Origin of the sequence: Dryocola clanedunensis subsp. sulfonylureivorans (genome assembly GCF_016756775.1) — a bacterium.
GTDB lineage: Bacteria > Pseudomonadota > Gammaproteobacteria > Enterobacterales > Enterobacteriaceae > Dryocola > Dryocola clanedunensis.
Map to the genome: position 1 here is coordinate 144105 of NZ_JAERMU010000002.1, position 16410 is coordinate 160514.

At 58.6% G+C, this 16410-nt stretch carries 12 protein-coding genes; 9 read left to right on the top strand and 3 right to left on the bottom strand.

The window, feature by feature from the left end; translation table 11 throughout:
• Positions 1–15 precede the first annotated feature (15 nt).
• Genes thiB through thiQ form a run of 3 tightly spaced genes read left to right on the top strand, consistent with a single transcriptional unit; the run spans position 16 to position 3276 of the window.
• Positions 16–999: a thiamine ABC transporter substrate binding subunit gene (thiB, locus tag HYQ67_RS02505; RefSeq protein ID WP_202301235.1), complete on the top strand. Its 984-nt coding sequence runs from the start codon at positions 16–18 to the stop codon at positions 997–999.
• Complete coding sequence (gene thiP, locus HYQ67_RS02510) at positions 975–2585, top strand: thiamine/thiamine pyrophosphate ABC transporter permease ThiP (RefSeq protein WP_202301236.1); 1611 nt, start codon at positions 975–977, stop codon at positions 2583–2585. Before thiB ends, thiP begins: the two co-directional genes overlap by 25 nt.
• The gene (gene thiQ, locus HYQ67_RS02515; RefSeq protein WP_202301237.1) at positions 2569–3276 is read left to right on the top strand and encodes a thiamine ABC transporter ATP-binding protein ThiQ; all 708 of its coding nucleotides are present in this window, start codon (positions 2569–2571) and stop codon (positions 3274–3276) included. Before thiP ends, thiQ begins: the two co-directional genes overlap by 17 nt.
• Here thiQ and HYQ67_RS02520 read toward each other — a convergent pair.
• Both HYQ67_RS02520 and araC read right to left on the bottom strand, forming a co-directional pair.
• Complete coding sequence (locus tag HYQ67_RS02520) at positions 3267–4040, bottom strand: DedA family protein (protein ID WP_202301238.1); 774 nt, start codon at positions 4038–4040, stop codon at positions 3267–3269. The two genes, thiQ and HYQ67_RS02520, sit on opposite strands and share 10 nt — an antisense overlap.
• An 87-nt stretch (positions 4041–4127) precedes the next feature.
• Entirely contained in the window at positions 4128–4973 is an 846-nt protein-coding gene (gene araC, locus HYQ67_RS02525) for an arabinose operon transcriptional regulator AraC (RefSeq protein ID WP_202301240.1), read from the bottom strand.
• A 339-nt stretch (positions 4974–5312) separates the two neighbouring features.
• Here araC and araB point away from each other — a divergent pair, with 339 nt between their 5' ends.
• The 6 genes from araB (at position 5313) to rluA (ending at position 15442) form a co-directional block, all read left to right on the top strand.
• The gene (araB, locus tag HYQ67_RS02530; RefSeq protein ID WP_202301242.1) at positions 5313–7019 is read left to right on the top strand and encodes a ribulokinase; all 1707 of its coding nucleotides are present in this window, start codon (positions 5313–5315) and stop codon (positions 7017–7019) included.
• Between the two features lie 10 nt (positions 7020–7029).
• Positions 7030–8532, top strand: a complete 1503-nt coding sequence (gene araA / locus HYQ67_RS02535) for an L-arabinose isomerase (RefSeq protein ID WP_202301244.1) — start codon at positions 7030–7032, stop codon at positions 8530–8532.
• Positions 8533–8602: 70 nt separating this feature from the next.
• Entirely contained in the window at positions 8603–9298 is a 696-nt protein-coding gene (araD, locus tag HYQ67_RS02540) for an L-ribulose-5-phosphate 4-epimerase (RefSeq protein ID WP_202301245.1), read from the top strand.
• A 75-nt stretch (positions 9299–9373) separates the two neighbouring features.
• Complete coding sequence (polB, locus tag HYQ67_RS02545) at positions 9374–11734, top strand: DNA polymerase II (protein WP_202301246.1); 2361 nt, start codon at positions 9374–9376, stop codon at positions 11732–11734.
• 142 nt (positions 11735–11876) lie between these two features.
• Entirely contained in the window at positions 11877–14783 is a 2907-nt protein-coding gene (rapA, locus tag HYQ67_RS02550; RefSeq protein ID WP_202301247.1) for an RNA polymerase-associated protein RapA, read from the top strand.
• Positions 14783–15442, top strand: coding sequence for a bifunctional tRNA pseudouridine(32) synthase/23S rRNA pseudouridine(746) synthase RluA (gene rluA, locus HYQ67_RS02555; RefSeq protein WP_202301248.1), 660 nt, complete (start codon positions 14783–14785; stop codon positions 15440–15442). Before rapA ends, rluA begins: the two co-directional genes overlap by 1 nt.
• 48 nt (positions 15443–15490) lie before the next feature.
• On the opposite strand, the gene djlA is transcribed toward rluA, so the two are convergent.
• Positions 15491–16300 carry a co-chaperone DjlA gene (gene djlA / locus HYQ67_RS02560; protein WP_202301249.1) on the bottom strand — a complete coding sequence of 270 codons (810 nt, stop codon included), beginning with the start codon at positions 16298–16300 and terminating at the stop codon, positions 15491–15493.
• Between the last annotated feature and the right edge of the window lie 110 nt (positions 16301–16410).

The window sequence follows — 16410 nt, forward strand, 5'->3', positions numbered from 1 at the left end:
TTCAAGAGGTGCAAAGTGTTCAAAAAATTACTGCCGCTGCTCATACTCATCGCCGCCCCCGTTTTTGCCAAACCGCTGCTCACCGTTTATACCTACGACTCTTTCTCCGCCGACTGGGGGCCTGGGCCTGCCGTCAAAAAAGCCTTTGAGGCCGAGTGTAACTGCGAGCTGAAATTCGTGGCGCTGGAAGATGGCGTCTCGCTGTTAAACCGTCTGCGCATGGAAGGTAAAAACAGCAGGGCCGACGTGGTGCTGGGCCTGGATAACAACCTGATTGCCGCCGCCACGCAGACCAGGCTTTTTGCCCCGAGCAACGTTGATACCAGCGCGCTGAAAGTACCCGGCGGCTGGAAAGATACGACTTTCGTGCCGTTCGACTACGGCTACTTCGCCTTTGTGTATGACAAAAACAAGCTGAAGAATCCGCCGAAAAGCCTGAAAGAGCTGGTTGAAAGTGACCAGAACTGGAAAGTGATTTACGAAGATCCGCGCACCAGCACGCCGGGCCTGGGCCTGCTGCTGTGGATGCAAAAAGTGTACGGCGACAAAGCGCCGGACGCCTGGGCGAAGCTTGCGAAGAAAACCGTGACCGTCACCAAAGGCTGGTCTGAAGCCTACGGCCTGTTCCTGAAGGGCGAAGGCGATCTGGTACTGAGCTACACCACCTCTCCTGCTTATCACATCATTGAAGAGAAGAAAGATAACTATGCAGCCGCGAACTTCAGCGAAGGTCACTATCTGCAGGTTGAAGTCGCTGCCCGTCTGGCCTCAAGCAAGCAGCCGGAGCTGGCAGCGAAGTTTATGAAGTTTATCACCCAGCCAGGTTTCCAGAACGCTATCCCCACCGGCAACTGGATGTACCCCGTTACGGACGTGAAGCTACCGGAAGGCTTTAGCGGCCTGAATAAGCCGCAAACTCCGCTGGAGTTCACGCCACAACAAGTGTCCGACCTGCGGGCAAGCTGGATCAGCGTATGGCTTCGCGCCACCAGCCGCTAATTCCCGGCTGGCTGTTTCCGGGCCTCATCGCTGCCACGCTTGTGGTGGCGGTCGCCCTGACGGCCTTTCTGGCGCTGTGGTTCAACGCGCCGCAGACGGATTTCCGGGCGCTGGCCCAGGACAGCTATCTGTGGCACGTCCTGCGCTTCTCGTTCTGGCAGGCGTTTCTCTCAGCCCTACTGTCGGTGATCCCGGCGATTTTCCTCGCCCGGGCGCTTTATCGACGCCGCTTCCCTGGCCGTCTCGCGCTGTTACGCTTATGCGCCATGACGCTGGTGCTGCCCGTACTGGTCGCGGTGTTTGGCATTCTGACCGTCTATGGGCGAGAGGGCTGGCTGGCCTCGCTTTGCGCGTGGCTCGGCGTTGACTGGTCGTTTTCGCCGTATGGCCTGCAGGGCATTCTGCTCGCCCACGTCTTCTTTAATATGCCGATGGCAACCCGGCTACTGCTTCAGGCGCTGGAAAACATTCCCGGCGAACAGCGCCAGCTCGCGGCCCAGCTGGGCATGCAGGGCTGGAACTTCTTCCGCCTGGTCGAATGGCCGTGGCTGCGCCGCCAGCTCCTGCCCGCCGGAGCGCTCATCTTTATGCTCTGCTTCGCAAGCTTCGCCACGGTGCTTTCCCTTGGCGGCGGGCCACGGGCGACCACCATCGAGCTTGCTATTTTTCAGGCACTTAGCTTTGACTACGACCCCGCCCGCGCCGCGCTTCTGGCGCTGGTCCAGATGCTTTGCTGCCTCGGCCTCGTTGTGATGAGCCAGCGGCTAAGCAAAGCGATCCCGGTTGGCGTAAGCCAGGTGCAGGGCTGGCGGGACCCGCAGGATAACCTGCGCCGCAGGCTTTGCGACGGGGTGCTGATTGGCCTTGCCCTGCTGCTGTTACTGCCGCCGCTGCTGGCGGTCATCATTGATGGCATCAACTCTGGTTTCGGTTCGGTGCTCTCGCAGTCTGCCCTCTGGCAGGCGCTGTTGACCTCGCTGCGTATCGCCGTAGCCGCAGGTATTCTCTGCGTGATGATAACTATGATGCTTTTATGGAGTTCGCGAGAATTGCGGCTGCGAAACCAAGCTTTCGCCGGGCAGGCGCTGGAGTTAAGCGGCATGTTAATTCTGGCGATGCCGGGCATCGTGCTGGCTACGGGCTTTTTCCTGCTGCTCAACAGCACCATCGGGTTACCGCAATCTGCCGACGGCATCGTGATATTCACCAACGCGCTGATGGCCATCCCCTACGCGCTAAAGGTGCTGGAAAACCCGATGCTGGACGTGGCGGGCCGCTACGGCAAGCTTTGTCAGTCGCTGGATATCACGGGGCTTAACCGCCTGCGCCTTATCGATCTGCGGGCGATAAAAATCCCGCTGGCACAGGCACTTGCCTTTGCCTGCGTGTTATCCATCGGCGATTTTGGCGTGGTGGCGCTGTTTGGCAACGAAGATTTCCGCACGCTGCCGTTCTATCTTTATCAACAAATTGGCTCTTATCGCAGCCAGGACGGTGCCGTCACCGCGCTCATCCTGCTGATGCTGTGCTTTATTCTGTTCACCCTGATTGAAAAACTCCCGGGACGCCATGCTGACGCTGACTGATGTAACCTGGCTTTATCACCACCTGCCGATGCGCTTCTCCCTCAGCGTGGACGCGGGCGAACGCGTTGCGGTGCTCGGGCCAAGCGGCGCGGGCAAAAGCACCTTGCTGAGTTTAATCGCGGGGTTTCTGGAGCCTGCCAGCGGGGAGATCCTTTTAGACGGTCAGGAACATACGCGCACCGTCCCCGCCCGGCGCCCGGTTTCGATGCTGTTTCAGGAGAACAATCTGTTCAGCCACCTGAGCGTGCGGGACAACATTGGCCTAGGCATGCATCCGGGGTTAAAGCTCGACCGGCAGCAGCGACAGCGGCTGCAATCTATTGCTGAGCAGATGGGAATCGGGGAGTTGCTCGACCGCCAGCCGACCCAGCTTTCCGGCGGCCAGCGCCAGCGCGTGGCCCTTGCCCGCTGCCTGGTCCGCCAGCGGCCCATCCTGCTGCTGGATGAGCCTTTTTCGGCCCTTGACCCGGCGCTGCGCCAGGAAATGCTTCAGCTGCTGGATGACGTTTGCGGGCAGCAGCGGCTCACGCTGCTGATGGTTTCCCACAGCATTGAGGACGCGGTGCGCATTGCAAATCGGAGCCTTGTCGTGGTGGATGGCCGCATCGCCTGGGATGGCGACACGGCAACGCTTTTAAGCGGTGAAGCGAGCGCTTCAGCCCTTCTCGGCATCAGGAAGGATCAGGCCTGACCCGAAAGCACTTTCCAGACAATCTTCAGATAGATCGGCATCAGCGGATGCATTGAAAGGGCAGCCAGGCTGGCAATACCTGCGATCGCGGTGAGCGGCGCGAGCCAGTGAAGTCGCCCACGCGGTAAGAAACGCGTTAAGCGATCGGTTCCCGATTTGCCGCTGCGCCACCAGCGCCAGCACAGCCAGCCGGCCACCCACAGCAGCAGCGCCACGCCGAGCAGCAGCCATTTGAAGCTGCTGCTTTGCATATCCGCAGGAATATCGATGGCCGCACCGGCCAGAATGCCCGGCATAAAATAGAGCGGTGGCCAGAAAATGCAGCCGATGATATTGGGCAGAATGAACTTGGAAACCGGCAGATCCAGCATGCCCGCCACCATCGGCACCAGCGGGCGGGTCGGGCCGATAAAGCGGCCAATCAGAATGGTAACCATGCTGTGCTGGTGCAGCGCATGCTCGGTTTTGTCAAGCAACGCTTTGTTCTTCTTCATAAAGGACCAGCGGTGCAGCGGCCCTTTAAAACGCCCGCCCAGCCAGAACGAAATCCAGTCGCCCAGCAGGCAGCCGGCAATGCCCGCCGCCCAGGCGTGGTAGAAATCGACCTGACCGCTGCCAATCAGCGCGCCAAGCCCTGCCATCATTACCGTGCCCGGTAAAATGAGGCCAACCAGCGCCAGCGACTCGAGAAATGCCACCAGCATCACGGCAATAAGCGAGTACGCCGCAGACTGGGTAATCAGGTGTTGCAGAAAAGCTTCCATAGGGCATCCGTCGAGAAATCTGTGGGCGATTCTCCTGAGTGACGAACGGATCGTCAAGCCATCAATTGTATGAATAGATAATAGCGGTTATTCGCATCCGGCGCGGAATTCGCTCGGGCTGGCCCCGGTACACTTCTTAAAAACGCGGGAAAAGTAGAGCTGATCCTCGAAGCCGACGTTGCGCCCGACGCTGGCAATCGGCATGCGGGTCGTACTCAGCAGCAGCTTCGCCTGGCTGATTCGCTGATCTTCACGCCAGCTCAGCACGCTCACGCCAAGCTGCTGGCGGAACAGATGCGATAAACGAGAGGGGGAAAGGCAGACATGCTGCGCCACGCCAGCTATATCAAAATGGCTGTCCGCAAGATGGTCGCTGATGAACTGGCAGGCGTCCCGTACACGGTTATCCAGCGGCGGCTGCAGCGAAGCGTTAAGCGCCTCCATGCGGCGCAATAACAGCTGTTCAAGCAGGTTAATCGCCAGCAGTTCGGCATAGCGCCCCTCCGCCTGACCCGCGTCGATAATCTGCTGAAACAGCTGCGAAAAACCTTCCTGATGCGTATCGTCCGGGCGATAAAACCCCGTGTTGGCGAACAGCGACTCCCAGTTCAGCCACTCCTGCCAGTAGGCGCGGGGGCGGAAGTAAACCCACTGGTGATACCACTCTTTGCTTTCCGGCGAACGGCCGTAGTGATGTACCTCCCCCGGCGGGAACAGCAGCATGTCGCCGGGGCGGCAGATGTAGTTCTTACCCTGGTTGTTAATCACCCCTTCGCCGCGCACGGTGAGATTCAGAATATAGCCTTTCATGCCCAGCGGCCGGTCGATGAAAAAATCCAGCGGCCCGTCGGCCTCAATCGGCGTTAAGCCAGCCACCAGATGGGCGTTAAAAGAGTAGCCGGGTAACAGGGGATCGTTTTGCAGTTCTGGCATCGTTGCGCTCACTCTTATGTTGATTTACAGAAACCATTTGTCCATATCACCGTTTTCTGCCCCGCTGCCTGCGCACCGGCTTTCACGAACAGGCTGATTTGTATCATAAAGCCGCAAACAATAAGCACCTACGCTTTTCATCGGCGAGAAGCTGCTTTTTTGAAGCCAACCAAAGTGTCTATAACCACGACAGAAAAGTCCACATCGATTATTTGCACGGCGTCACACTTCGCGATCTCACAGCAGATTCCTCCATAACTACAGCGAATACGACCTGACTCTTTTGCGCTGAGAAATCTAATGTTCACTGCAAGAGTTTTACTTTATGGAGTGAGAAAAATGTCGATTGCGCTGGGCCTCGATTTTGGCAGCGATTCCGTACGCGCCTTAGCAGTAGATTGTGAAAACGGCGCTGAGCTTGCCACGAGCGTAGAGTGGTATCCCCGCTGGCAGGAGGGCCGCTTCTGCGATGCCCCCAACAACCGCTTCCGCCACCATCCGCTGGACTACATTGAATCCATGGAGCAGGCGATAAAATCCGTGCTGGCTGAGCTGAGCGCTGAACAACGCGCCGCCATCTGCGGCATTGGCGTTGACAGCACCGGGTCTACGCCCGCGCCAATCGACGCCAGCGGCAACGTGCTGGCGCTCAATCCAGAATTCGCCGACAACCCGAACGCCATGTTCGTGCTGTGGAAAGATCACACCTCGGTGGAAGAAGCCGAAGCCATCACCCGCCTTTGCCATCAGCCGGGCAAGTCCGACTACTCGCGCTACATCGGCGGCATTTATTCCAGCGAGTGGTTCTGGGCGAAGATCCTCCACGTCACGCGTGAAGATCCAAAAGTCGCTAAAGCAGCCGTGTCCTGGATCGAACTTTGTGACTGGGTTCCCGCGCTGCTGTCCGGTACTACCCGCCCGCAGGATATCCGTCGTGGGCGCTGTAGCGCAGGCCACAAATCCCTGTGGCATGAGGGCTGGGGCGGCCTGCCTCCGGCAAGCTTCTTTGATGAGCTGGATCCCATCATCAATCAGAATCTCGCCTATCCGATGTTTACCGAAACGTGGACCGCCGACATCCCGGTCGGAAATCTTTCCGCAGAATGGGCCGAACGGCTGGGCCTGCCGCAAAGCGTGGTGATTTCAGGCGGCGCGTTCGACTGCCATATGGGCGCAGTGGGCGCAGGCGCTCAGCCGAATACGCTGGTGAAAGTCATCGGCACCTCCACCTGCGACATTTTGATCGCCGATAAACCGACCGTTGGCGACCGCGCCGTGAAAGGTATCTGCGGCCAGGTCGACGGCAGCGTCATCCCCGATTTTATTGGCCTTGAGGCCGGACAGTCCGCCTTCGGCGATATCTACGCCTGGTTTGGCCGCGTGCTCGGCTGGCCGCTGGAACAGCTGGCACAGCAGCACCCGGAGCTGCGCGATCGGATCAACGCCAGCAAAAAACAGCTGCTGCCCGCGCTGACCGAAGCCTGGGCAAAAAATCCGTCCCTCGAGCATCTGCCTGTGATCCTCGACTGGTTTAACGGCCGCCGTACGCCGAATGCCAACCAGCGCCTGAAGGGCGTCATTACAGACTTGAATCTGGCAACCGATGCGCCAGCGCTTTTCGGCGGGCTGATTGCCGCCACGGCCTTCGGCGCCCGCGCCATTATGGAGTGCTTCACCGAGCAGGGTATCCCGGTGAGCAACGTCATGGCGCTGGGCGGCATCGCCCGCAAGTCACCGGTGATCATGCAGGTGTGCTGCGACGTGCTGAACCGTCCGCTGCAAATCGTTGCTTCCGATCAGTGCTGTGCGCTGGGCGCGGCTATCTTCGCCGCCGTAGCCGCAGGCAAGCACGCGGATATCGCCCAGGCGCAGAAGGCGATGGCCAGCCCTGTCGAAAGCACGCTGCAACCCATTCCGCTACGCGCTGAACGCTTTGAACAGCTCTACCGCCGCTACCAGCAGTGGGCCACCAGCGCCGAGCAACATTATCTTCCTTCAGCGCCTGCGGCAGCTTCTGCCGCAAAGCAGGCCGCGACGACTCTTTAAGGACATAACGATGAATATTTTTGAACAGTATGAAGTGTGGTTTGTGATTGGTAGCCAGCATCTGTACGGCCCGGAAACGCTGCGTCAGGTGACGCAGAATGCCGAACACGTCGTCAACGCGCTGAATAAAGAAGCTAAGCTGCCGTGCAAGCTGGTGCTTAAGCCGCTGGGCACCACGCCTGACGAAATCACGGCGATTTGCCGGGATGCGAGCTACGACGATAAGTGCGCGGGCATGGTCGTATGGCTGCACACCTTCTCACCGGCCAAAATGTGGATTAACGGCCTGAGCATCCTGACCAAGCCGCTGCTGCAGTTCCACACCCAGTTCAATGCGCAAATCCCGTGGGGCAGCATTGATATGGACTTTATGAACCTGAACCAGACCGCGCACGGCGGCCGCGAGTTCGGCTTTATCGGCGCGCGTATGCGCCAGCAGCATACCGTGGTAACCGGCCACTGGCAGGATCCTCAGGCGCATAAACGTATTGGTGCCTGGATGCGTCAGGCCGTCTCTAAACAGGATACCCGCCAGCTGAAGGTCGTTCGCTTCGGTGACAACATGCGCGAAGTGGCGGTCACCGACGGCGATAAAGTCGCGGCGCAGATGAAGTTTGGTTTCGCCGTGAACACCTACGCGGTGGGCGATCTGGTCTCCGTCGTGAATGCCATCAGCGAAGGCGAGATTAACGCACTGGTTGATGAATACGAGAGTAGCTATCGCCTGACCGCTGCGGCGCAGGTTAACGGTGAAAAGCGCCAGAACGTGCTGGATGCCGCGCGCATCGAGCTGGGCATGAAGAAATTCCTGGTAGACGGCGGTTTCCACGCCTTCACCACCACCTTTGAAGACCTGCACGGGCTTAAGCAATTGCCGGGCCTTGCGGTACAACGTCTGATGCAGCAGGGCTACGGCTTTGCGGGCGAAGGCGACTGGAAAACCGCCGCCCTGCTTCGCATCATGAAGGTGATGTCAACCGGTCTTGCCGGCGGCACCTCCTTTATGGAGGACTACACCTACAACTTCGAAAACGGCAACGACATGGTGCTCGGCTCGCACATGCTCGAAGTCTGCCCGACTATCGCCACGGCGGAAAAACCGGTGCTGGACGTGCAGTACCTGGGCATCGGCGGGAAGGCCGATCCGGCTCGTCTGATCTTCAACACCAAAACCGGCCCGGCGGTGAACGCCAGCCTGATCGATCTTGGGGATCGCTTCCGCCTGCTGGTGAACTGCGTCGATGCGGTTGAAACCCCGCACCAGCTGCCAAAACTGCCGGTGGCGAACGCGCTGTGGAAAGCCCAGCCGGATCTGCCAACCGCTTCCGAAGCGTGGATCCTGGCAGGCGGCGCGCACCATACCGTGTTCAGCCAGTCCCTGACGCTTGACGATATGCGCACCTTCGCAGAGCTGCACGGCATCGAAATCGCCGTTATCGATAACGAAACCCGCCTGCCAGCGTTCAAAGACGCCCTGCGCTGGAACGAGGTTTATTACAGCTTTAAAAGATAACTCTTACCTGACGTGTTTGTAGGGCGGATAAGCAGTGCGCCATCCGCCCTACAACGTCCAAGGACCTGCTATGTTAGAAGACTTAAAACGCCAGGTGCTGGAAGCCAATCTGGCCCTGCCGCGACACAACCTCGTGACCCTGACCTGGGGCAACGTCAGCGCCGTCGATCGCGAGCGCGGCGTGCTGGTCATTAAGCCTTCGGGCGTTGATTACAGCTTGATGACCGCGGAAGATATGGTAGTAGTGAGCCTGGAAACCGGTGAAGTGGTGGAAGGGACAAAGAAACCTTCTTCCGATACGCCAACCCATCGTCTGCTTTACCTGCAGTTCCCGCACATTGGCGGCATTGTTCACACCCACTCGCGCCACGCCACAATCTGGGCGCAGGCCGGGCAGTCCATCCCCGCCACCGGCACCACCCACGCGGACTACTTCTACGGCACCATTCCCTGCACCCGCAAAATGACCGATGAAGAGATCAACGGCGATTATGAGTGGCAAACAGGCGAGGTGATTGTCAAAACCTTCGCCGAACGCGGTATCGACGCGCTTCAGATGCCGGGGGTGCTGGTGCATTCCCACGGCCCGTTTGCGTGGGGTAAAGATGCTGTTGATGCAGTGCACAATGCTATCGTGCTTGAAGAGGTCGCCTACATGGGGATCTTCTGCCGCCAGCTCACGCCTGACCTGCCTGATATGCAGCAAACCCTGCTGGACAAACACTACCTGCGCAAACACGGCGCGAAGGCCTATTACGGTCAGTAACACTGTACATAAAAGCAGTAATCTTCAGCGAAGTGGTCTATAATCAGGCCACTTTTTCCGTTATGAGAATGCAGCGTGCCGCAAGTTCGTCAGGGTTTTTTGCTAACGCGTCACTGGCGGGACACCCCGCGTGGTACAGAGGTGGAATTCTGGCTGGCAACGGATAATGGCCCGGTTAAGGTCTGCCTGCCGCACCAGGAGTCCGTCGCCTTTATCCCGCAACCGCAGCAAAGCGAAGCGGCACGAATTCTTGCAGCCGAAAGCAACTATCGGCTTACCCCTCTTTCTCTCAAAGACTTCCACCAGCAGCCCGTCTGCGGCCTTTACTGCCGCCAGCACCGCCAGCTTATGCGCCTGGAAAAGATCCTGCGCGACGGCGGCGTAAAGGTTTATGAAGGCGATATTCGGCCGCCGGAGCGCTTCCTGATGGAGCGCTTTATTACCGCGCCAGTCTGGTTTAGCGGCGTGGAGCGCAACGGCGAAATTACCGAAGCAAAGCTCAAGCCCGCGCCTGATTATCGTCCGCCGCTGAAATGGGTTTCTCTGGACATCGAAACTAACCGCCACGGCGAGCTGTACTGCATCGGGCTGGAAGGCTGCGGTCAGCGTATTGTCTACATGCTCGGCCCGGAAAACGGCGACGCCAGCGGGCTGGACTTCACGCTGGAATACGTCCCCAGCCGCCCCCAGCTAATCGAAAAGCTCAACGCCTGGTTTGAGGAGCACGACCCGGACGTGCTGATCGGCTGGAACGTGGTGCAGTTCGACCTGCGCATGCTGCAAAAGCTGGCGGAACGCTACCAGATTCCGCTGCGGCTTGGCCGCGGGAAGGCGGTGCTGGAGTGGCGCGAGCACGGCTTTAAGCAGGGCGTGTTTTTCGCCCAGGCCGCAGGCAGAGTAATTATTGATGGGATCGAAGCGTTGAAGTCTGCCTTCTGGAACTTCTCGTCGTTCTCGCTGGAGGCCGTTTCACAGGAGCTGCTTGGCGAGGGAAAATCGATCGACAACCCGTGGGATCGCATGGATGAGATCAACCGCCGCTTCGCCGAAGACAAGCCTGCGCTGGCTAAATACAACCTGAAGGACTGCGAGCTGGTCACGCGGATCTTTCACAAAACGGAGCTGATGCCGTTCCTGCTGGAGCGAGCCACCGTGAACGGCCTGCCGCTGGACAAGCACGGCGGCTCCGTTGCCGCCTTCGGCCACCTTTATATTCCGCGCATGCACCGTGCGGGCTACGTGGCGCCTAATCTGGGCGAAGTTCCGCCGCAGGCAAGCCCCGGTGGCTACGTGATGGATTCGCGTCCCGGCCTGTACGATTCCGTGCTGGTGCTGGATTATAAAAGCCTGTATCCGTCGATTATCCGCACTTTTCTCATCGACCCGGTCGGGCTGGTTGAGGGCATGGCGCACCCGGAGCCAGAAAGCTCTGTCGAAGGATTCCTGGGCGCGCACTTCTCACGCACGAAGCACTGCCTGCCGGAAATCGTCAGCCAGATCTGGCACGGGCGCGACGAGGCGAAACGTCACGGTAACAAGCCGCTTTCCCAGGCGCTGAAGATCATCATGAACGCCTTTTATGGCGTGCTGGGCACCAGCGCCTGCCGCTTCTTCGATCCCCGGCTTGCCTCGTCGATCACCATGCGCGGGCACCAGATCATGCTGCAAACCCGGCAGCTCATCGAAGAGCAGGGTTTTGATGTTATCTACGGCGATACGGACTCCACCTTTGTGTGGCTTAAAAAGCCTCATTCTGAGGAGGACGCGGCGCGCATCGGTAAGCAGCTGGTGGAGCACGTGAATAGCTGGTGGACACAGCATCTGCAAGAGACGCAGCAGCTGAACAGCGCGCTGGAAATTGAGTTTGAAACGCACTTTTGCCGCTTCCTGATGCCGACCATCCGCGGCACCGTTGAGGGCAGCAAAAAGCGCTACGCGGGGATGATCCAGGAGGGCAATAAGCAGCGCATGGTGTTCAAAGGACTGGAGACGGTGCGCACGGACTGGACGCCGCTGGCCCAGCAGTTTCAGCAGACGCTGTATCTGCGTATCTTCCGCAACGAGCCCTACCAGGATTACATTCGCGAGACTATCGCCAGCCTGATGGCGGGCGAGCTGGACAACCAGCTGGTTTACAGAAAAAGACTGCGCCGTCCGCTGAGTGAATACCAAAAAAACGTGCCGCCTCACGTACGGGCGGCCCGCCTTGCCGACGAGCACAATCAGCGCCTCGGTCGGCCGTCTCAGTACCAGAATCGCGGCACCATAAAGTACGTCATGACGCTAAGCGGCCCTGAACCTGTGGATTACCAGCAGTCGCCGCTGGACTACGATCATTATCTCACTCGACAGCTCCAGCCCGTGGCGGAAGGAATTTTACCCTTCCTTGAAGATGACTTTGCTACACTGATGACTGGGCAACTTGGGCTATTTTAGACGGTGACGAACGCGCCAGCTTCCAGTACCATAGCGCCCTCTTTCACTTTCCTGAATCTACTTTTTAACCTACCGCCCTTTGCGCGCGGTCGTAATGCTATTGCCTGCAAATCTTAGTCACTGATAATAGAGCCGAAATCTTATGCCTTTTACACTTGGTCAACGTTGGATCAGCGATACCGAAAGCGAACTGGGACTGGGAACCGTGGTCGCCATCGACCCACGCATGGTCACCCTGCTTTTTCCCGCCACCGGTGAAAATCGTCTGTACGCCAGAAATGACTCGCCTATCACCCGCGTGATGTTTAATCCGGGCGATACCGTCACCAGCCATGAAGGCTGGCAACTCAAAGTTGATGAAGTTAAGGAAGAAAACGGCCTGCTCGCCTATGTTGGCACCCGTCTGGACACCGAAGAGGCTGATACCCTGCTGCGCGAAGTGTTCCTCGACAGCAAGCTGGTCTTCAGCAAGCCGCAGGACCGTCTGTTTGCCGGTCAGATTGACCGTATGGATCGTTTTGCCCTGCGCTACCGCTCCCGTGTCTATCAGAGCGAGCAGTATCGCCAGCCGTGGAGCGGCCTGCGCGGCATGCGTACCAGCCTCATCCCCCATCAGTTGAACATCGCCCATGATGTAGGCCGCCGCCATGCACCGCGCGTCCTGCTGGCCGATGAAGTTGGCCTGGGTAAAACCATCGAAGCCGGAATGATCCTGCACCAGCAGCTGCTGGCCGGCAGCGCCGAGCGCGTGCTGATCGTGGTACCAGAAACCCTGCAACATCAGTGGCTGGTGGAAATGCTGCGCCGCTTTAACCTGCGTTTCGCGCTGTTCGACGACGAGCGCTACGCCGAAGCCCAGCACGACAGCGATAACCCGTTCGAAACCGAACAGCTGGTTATCTGCTCCCTTGATTTTGTCCGCCGCAGCAAACAGCGCCTTGAGCACCTGTGCGACGCCGAGTGGGACCTGATGGTGGTCGATGAAGCCCACCACCTGGTGTGGAGCGAAGACGCCCCGAGCCGTGAATACCAGGCCATCGAGCAGCTTGCTGAACGTGTACCAGGCGTACTGCTGCTGACCGCCACCCCGGAACAGCTCGGCATGGAGAGCCACTTCGCGCGTCTGCGCCTGCTGGACCCAAGCCGCTTCCACGATTTCGAGCAGTTTGTCGAAGAGCAGCAGAACTACCGCCCGGTGGCCGATGCCGTAGCGCTTCTGCTGGCGGGGAACCCGCTGACCAACGACCAGCTTAATGCCCTGAGCGAGCTTATCGGCGAGCAGGACATCGAACCGCTGCTGCAAACCGCCAACAGCGATCGTGACGGCAGCCAGGCCGCCCGTCAGGAACTGATTTCCATGCTGATGGACCGCCACGGCACCAGCCGCGTGCTGTTCCGTAATACCCGTAACGGCGTGAAAGGCTTCCCGAAACGCGAGCTGCACACGATTCGCCTGCCGCTGCCAACGCAGTATCAGACCGCCATTAAAGTCTCCGGCATTATGGCGGCTCGTAAGTCTGTAGAAGACCGCGCCCGCGATATGCTCTACCCGGAGCAGATTTATCAGGAGTTTGAAGGTGACACCGGTACCTGGTGGAACTTCGACCCGCGCGTTGAGTGGCTGATGGGCTACCTGACCAGCCATCGCTCTAAAAAGGTGCTGGTGATTTGTGCCAAAGCAGCCACGGCACTTCAGCTCGAGCAGGTACTGCGCGAGCGTGAAGGCATTCGTGCCGCCGTGTTCCACGAAGGCATGTCGATTATCGAGCGTGACCGCGCCGCCGCCTGGTTTGCCGAAGAAGACACCGGTGCGCAGGTGCTGCTGTGTTCTGAAATCGGCTCCGAAGGCCGTAACTTCCAGTTCGCAAGCAACCTGGTGATGTTCGACCTGCCGTTCAACCCGGACCTGCTCGAGCAGCGTATCGGCCGTCTGGACCGTATCGGCCAGGCGCACGATATTCAGATCCACGTGCCGTACCTCGAAAAAACGGCGCAGTCGGTGCTGGTGAAGTGGTTCCACGAAGGGCTGGATGCGTTCGAACACACCTGCCCTACCGGCCGCGCAATCTACGACAACGTTTATACCCAGCTGATTGAGTACCTGGCGTCACCTGAAAATACCGACGGCTTCGACACGCTTATCAAACAGTGTCGCGAGCAGCACGACGCGCTGAAGCTGCAGCTGGAACAGGGCCGCGACCGCCTGCTGGAGATCCACTCCAACGGCGGCGAGAAATCCCAGGCGCTGGCGCAGGCGATTTCCGAGCAGGATAACGACACCAATCTGGTGAGCTTCGCCCTGAACCTGTTCGATATCGTGGGTATTAACCAGGACGATCGCGGCGACAATATGGTCGTGCTGACGCCTGGCGATCACATGCTGGTGCCGGACTTCCCTGGTCTGCCGGAAGATGGCTGCACGATTACCTTCGAGCGTGACGTCGCCCTGTCCCGTGAAGACGCGCAGTTTGTTACCTGGGAACACCCAATCATCCGCAACGGTCTGGATCTTATTCTCTCCGGCGATACCGGCAGCTGTGCGCTCTCCCTGCTGAAGAACAAAGCATTGCCGGTAGGCACGCTGCTGGTGGAACTGGTGTACGTCGTTGAAGCGAAAGCGCCGAAGCAGCTCCAGCTCAACCGCTTCCTGCCGCCAACGCCAGTACGCATGCTGGTGGACAAAAACGGCACCAACCTCGCGGCGCAGGTGGAGTTCGAAAGCTTCAACCGCCAGCTGAGCGCGGTAAACCGCCACACTGGCAGCAAGCTGGTCAACGCCGTGCAGCCTGATGTGCATGCCATTTTGCAGCTTGCAGAAGAGAAAGTTGAAGAGGCAGCCCAGGTGCTGATCAAAGCCGCTCGCGAAGAGGCGGACGAGAAGCTCAGCGCTGAACTGTCCCGTCTGGAAGCGCTGAAGGCCGTTAACCCGAACATTCGTGATGACGAGCTGGAAGCCATCGAAAGCAACCGCCTGCAGGTGCTGGAAAGCCTCGCGCAGGCCAACTGGCGACTGGACGCGCTGCGTCTCATCGTGGTGACGCACCAGTAATGATTATGGAACCCTATAACCCGCCAGCCGATCCCTGGCTGGTCATCCTTTATCAGGATGACCACATCATGGTGGTCAACAAGCCTTCGGGGTTGTTGTCCGTGCCAGGGCGTCTGGAAGAGCATAAAGACAGCGTGATGACGCGCATTCAGCGCGACTTCCCGCAGGCGGAATCTGTTCATCGCCTGGATATGGCCACCAGCGGCGTGATTGCGGTGGCGCTGACCAAGGCCGCCGAACGCGAGCTGAAACGCCAGTTCCGTGAACGTGAGCCGAAGAAGCAGTATGTGGCGCGGGTATGGGGTCATCCACAGCCGGAAACGGGCCTGGTGGATTTACCGCTGATATGCGACTGGCCGAACCGACCAAAGCAGATGGTGTGTCATGAAACCGGCAAGTCGGCGCAGACGGAATATGAAGTGCTGGAGTACGCAGCGGATAACTCCGCCCGCGTACTGCTGAAACCGATAACCGGACGTTCCCACCAGCTGCGCGTGCATATGCTGGCGCTGGGTCACCCGATTCTGGGTGACCGCTTCTACGCCACGCCTGAGGCGCTGGCAATGGCTCCGCGTTTGCAGCTGCATGCTGAAATGCTGACCATCACCCACCCCGCCTACGGCACGCCAATGACGTTCCGCGCTCCGGCTGATTTTTAAAATCCCCCCCTCAACCTCTCCCCAAAGGGGCGAGGTTGAGGTTCGATGTTACTTAAACCCTTTCGCCGTCTTGATCAGATCGTAGGCTTTCTGGATTTCCTGCGCTTTCTGCTTCGCCATCTGCATCATCTCCGGCGGCAGGCCTTTGGCAACCAGCTTATCCGGATGGTGTTCGCTCATCAGCTTGCGATAAGCACGTTTGATAACCGTTGGCTCATCGGTACTTTTCACTCCTAATACGTTACAGGCATCTTCTAACGTCGGACCGCGTTGCTGCTGGAAGCCCCCGCCGCCCTGCTGGCTGTAACCGCCACCAAACTGCTGGCCTCCTTCCATCATCCGTAAAAACTGATCGAACTGAACGCGTGAGATCCCCAGCTCTTCGGCAATGACGTATAAAACCTCCCGTTCGTTAGGATGTAACGAACCGTCGGCAAAGGCCGCCTGGATTTGAATTTCCAGAAACATCCTAATCAGGTCAAAGCGGCCAAAACAGACGCTTCGCAACTGGCGCATTTTTTCGCGCAGCGGATAACCGTTTTCTTTTCCGACACGAAATGCGTGCTGGGCCGCACCTCTTGCTTCGCCATGCAGCTGCATACGATCCATCAACAGCGACGCAATTTGAATATCGGCTTCGGTCACACGACCTTTCGATTTGGTGAGATGCCCCATCACTTCAAAAGTGGTGCTAAAGAACAAAGACTGGCGCTGCTGCTGGTTAGAGAACCAGGCGCTACGGCGGGTGCGAGCCTTATCAATGGCATGACCGATAAGTAAGCCAAATACCACACCCCAGAAGCCACCGCCCATAATAAGTGCTATTGCGACACCGAGAACTTTACCCCAATACTGCATATACTCCCCAAATCGTCATGCTGTCGGCTAGAATTTGCTTTATCATACCCGTCATTGATAGCGCTGCCTAACAGCAGACTGTACAACGGACAGGATTAACACTAGCGCTG

What these genes read in the sequence shown, in the direction of transcription:
- djlA (WP_202301249.1), bottom strand. Translation starts at nt 16,300, where the DNA reads ATGCAGTATTGGGGTAAAGTTCTCGGTGTCGCAATAGCACTTATTATG.
- HYQ67_RS02520 (WP_202301238.1), bottom strand. Translation starts at nt 4,040, where the DNA reads ATGGAAGCTTTTCTGCAACACCTGATTACCCAGTCTGCGGCGTACTCG.
- araB (WP_202301242.1), top strand. Translation starts at nt 5,313, where the DNA reads ATGTCGATTGCGCTGGGCCTCGATTTTGGCAGCGATTCCGTACGCGCC.
- rluA (WP_202301248.1), top strand. Translation starts at nt 14,783, where the DNA reads ATGATTATGGAACCCTATAACCCGCCAGCCGATCCCTGGCTGGTCATC.
- araC (WP_202301240.1), bottom strand. Translation starts at nt 4,973, where the DNA reads ATGCCAGAACTGCAAAACGATCCCCTGTTACCCGGCTACTCTTTTAAC.
- thiQ (WP_202301237.1), top strand. Translation starts at nt 2,569, where the DNA reads ATGCTGACGCTGACTGATGTAACCTGGCTTTATCACCACCTGCCGATG.
- thiP (WP_202301236.1), top strand. Translation starts at nt 975, where the DNA reads ATGGCTTCGCGCCACCAGCCGCTAATTCCCGGCTGGCTGTTTCCGGGC.
- rapA (WP_202301247.1), top strand. Translation starts at nt 11,877, where the DNA reads ATGCCTTTTACACTTGGTCAACGTTGGATCAGCGATACCGAAAGCGAA.
- araD (WP_202301245.1), top strand. Translation starts at nt 8,603, where the DNA reads ATGTTAGAAGACTTAAAACGCCAGGTGCTGGAAGCCAATCTGGCCCTG.
- araA (WP_202301244.1), top strand. Translation starts at nt 7,030, where the DNA reads ATGAATATTTTTGAACAGTATGAAGTGTGGTTTGTGATTGGTAGCCAG.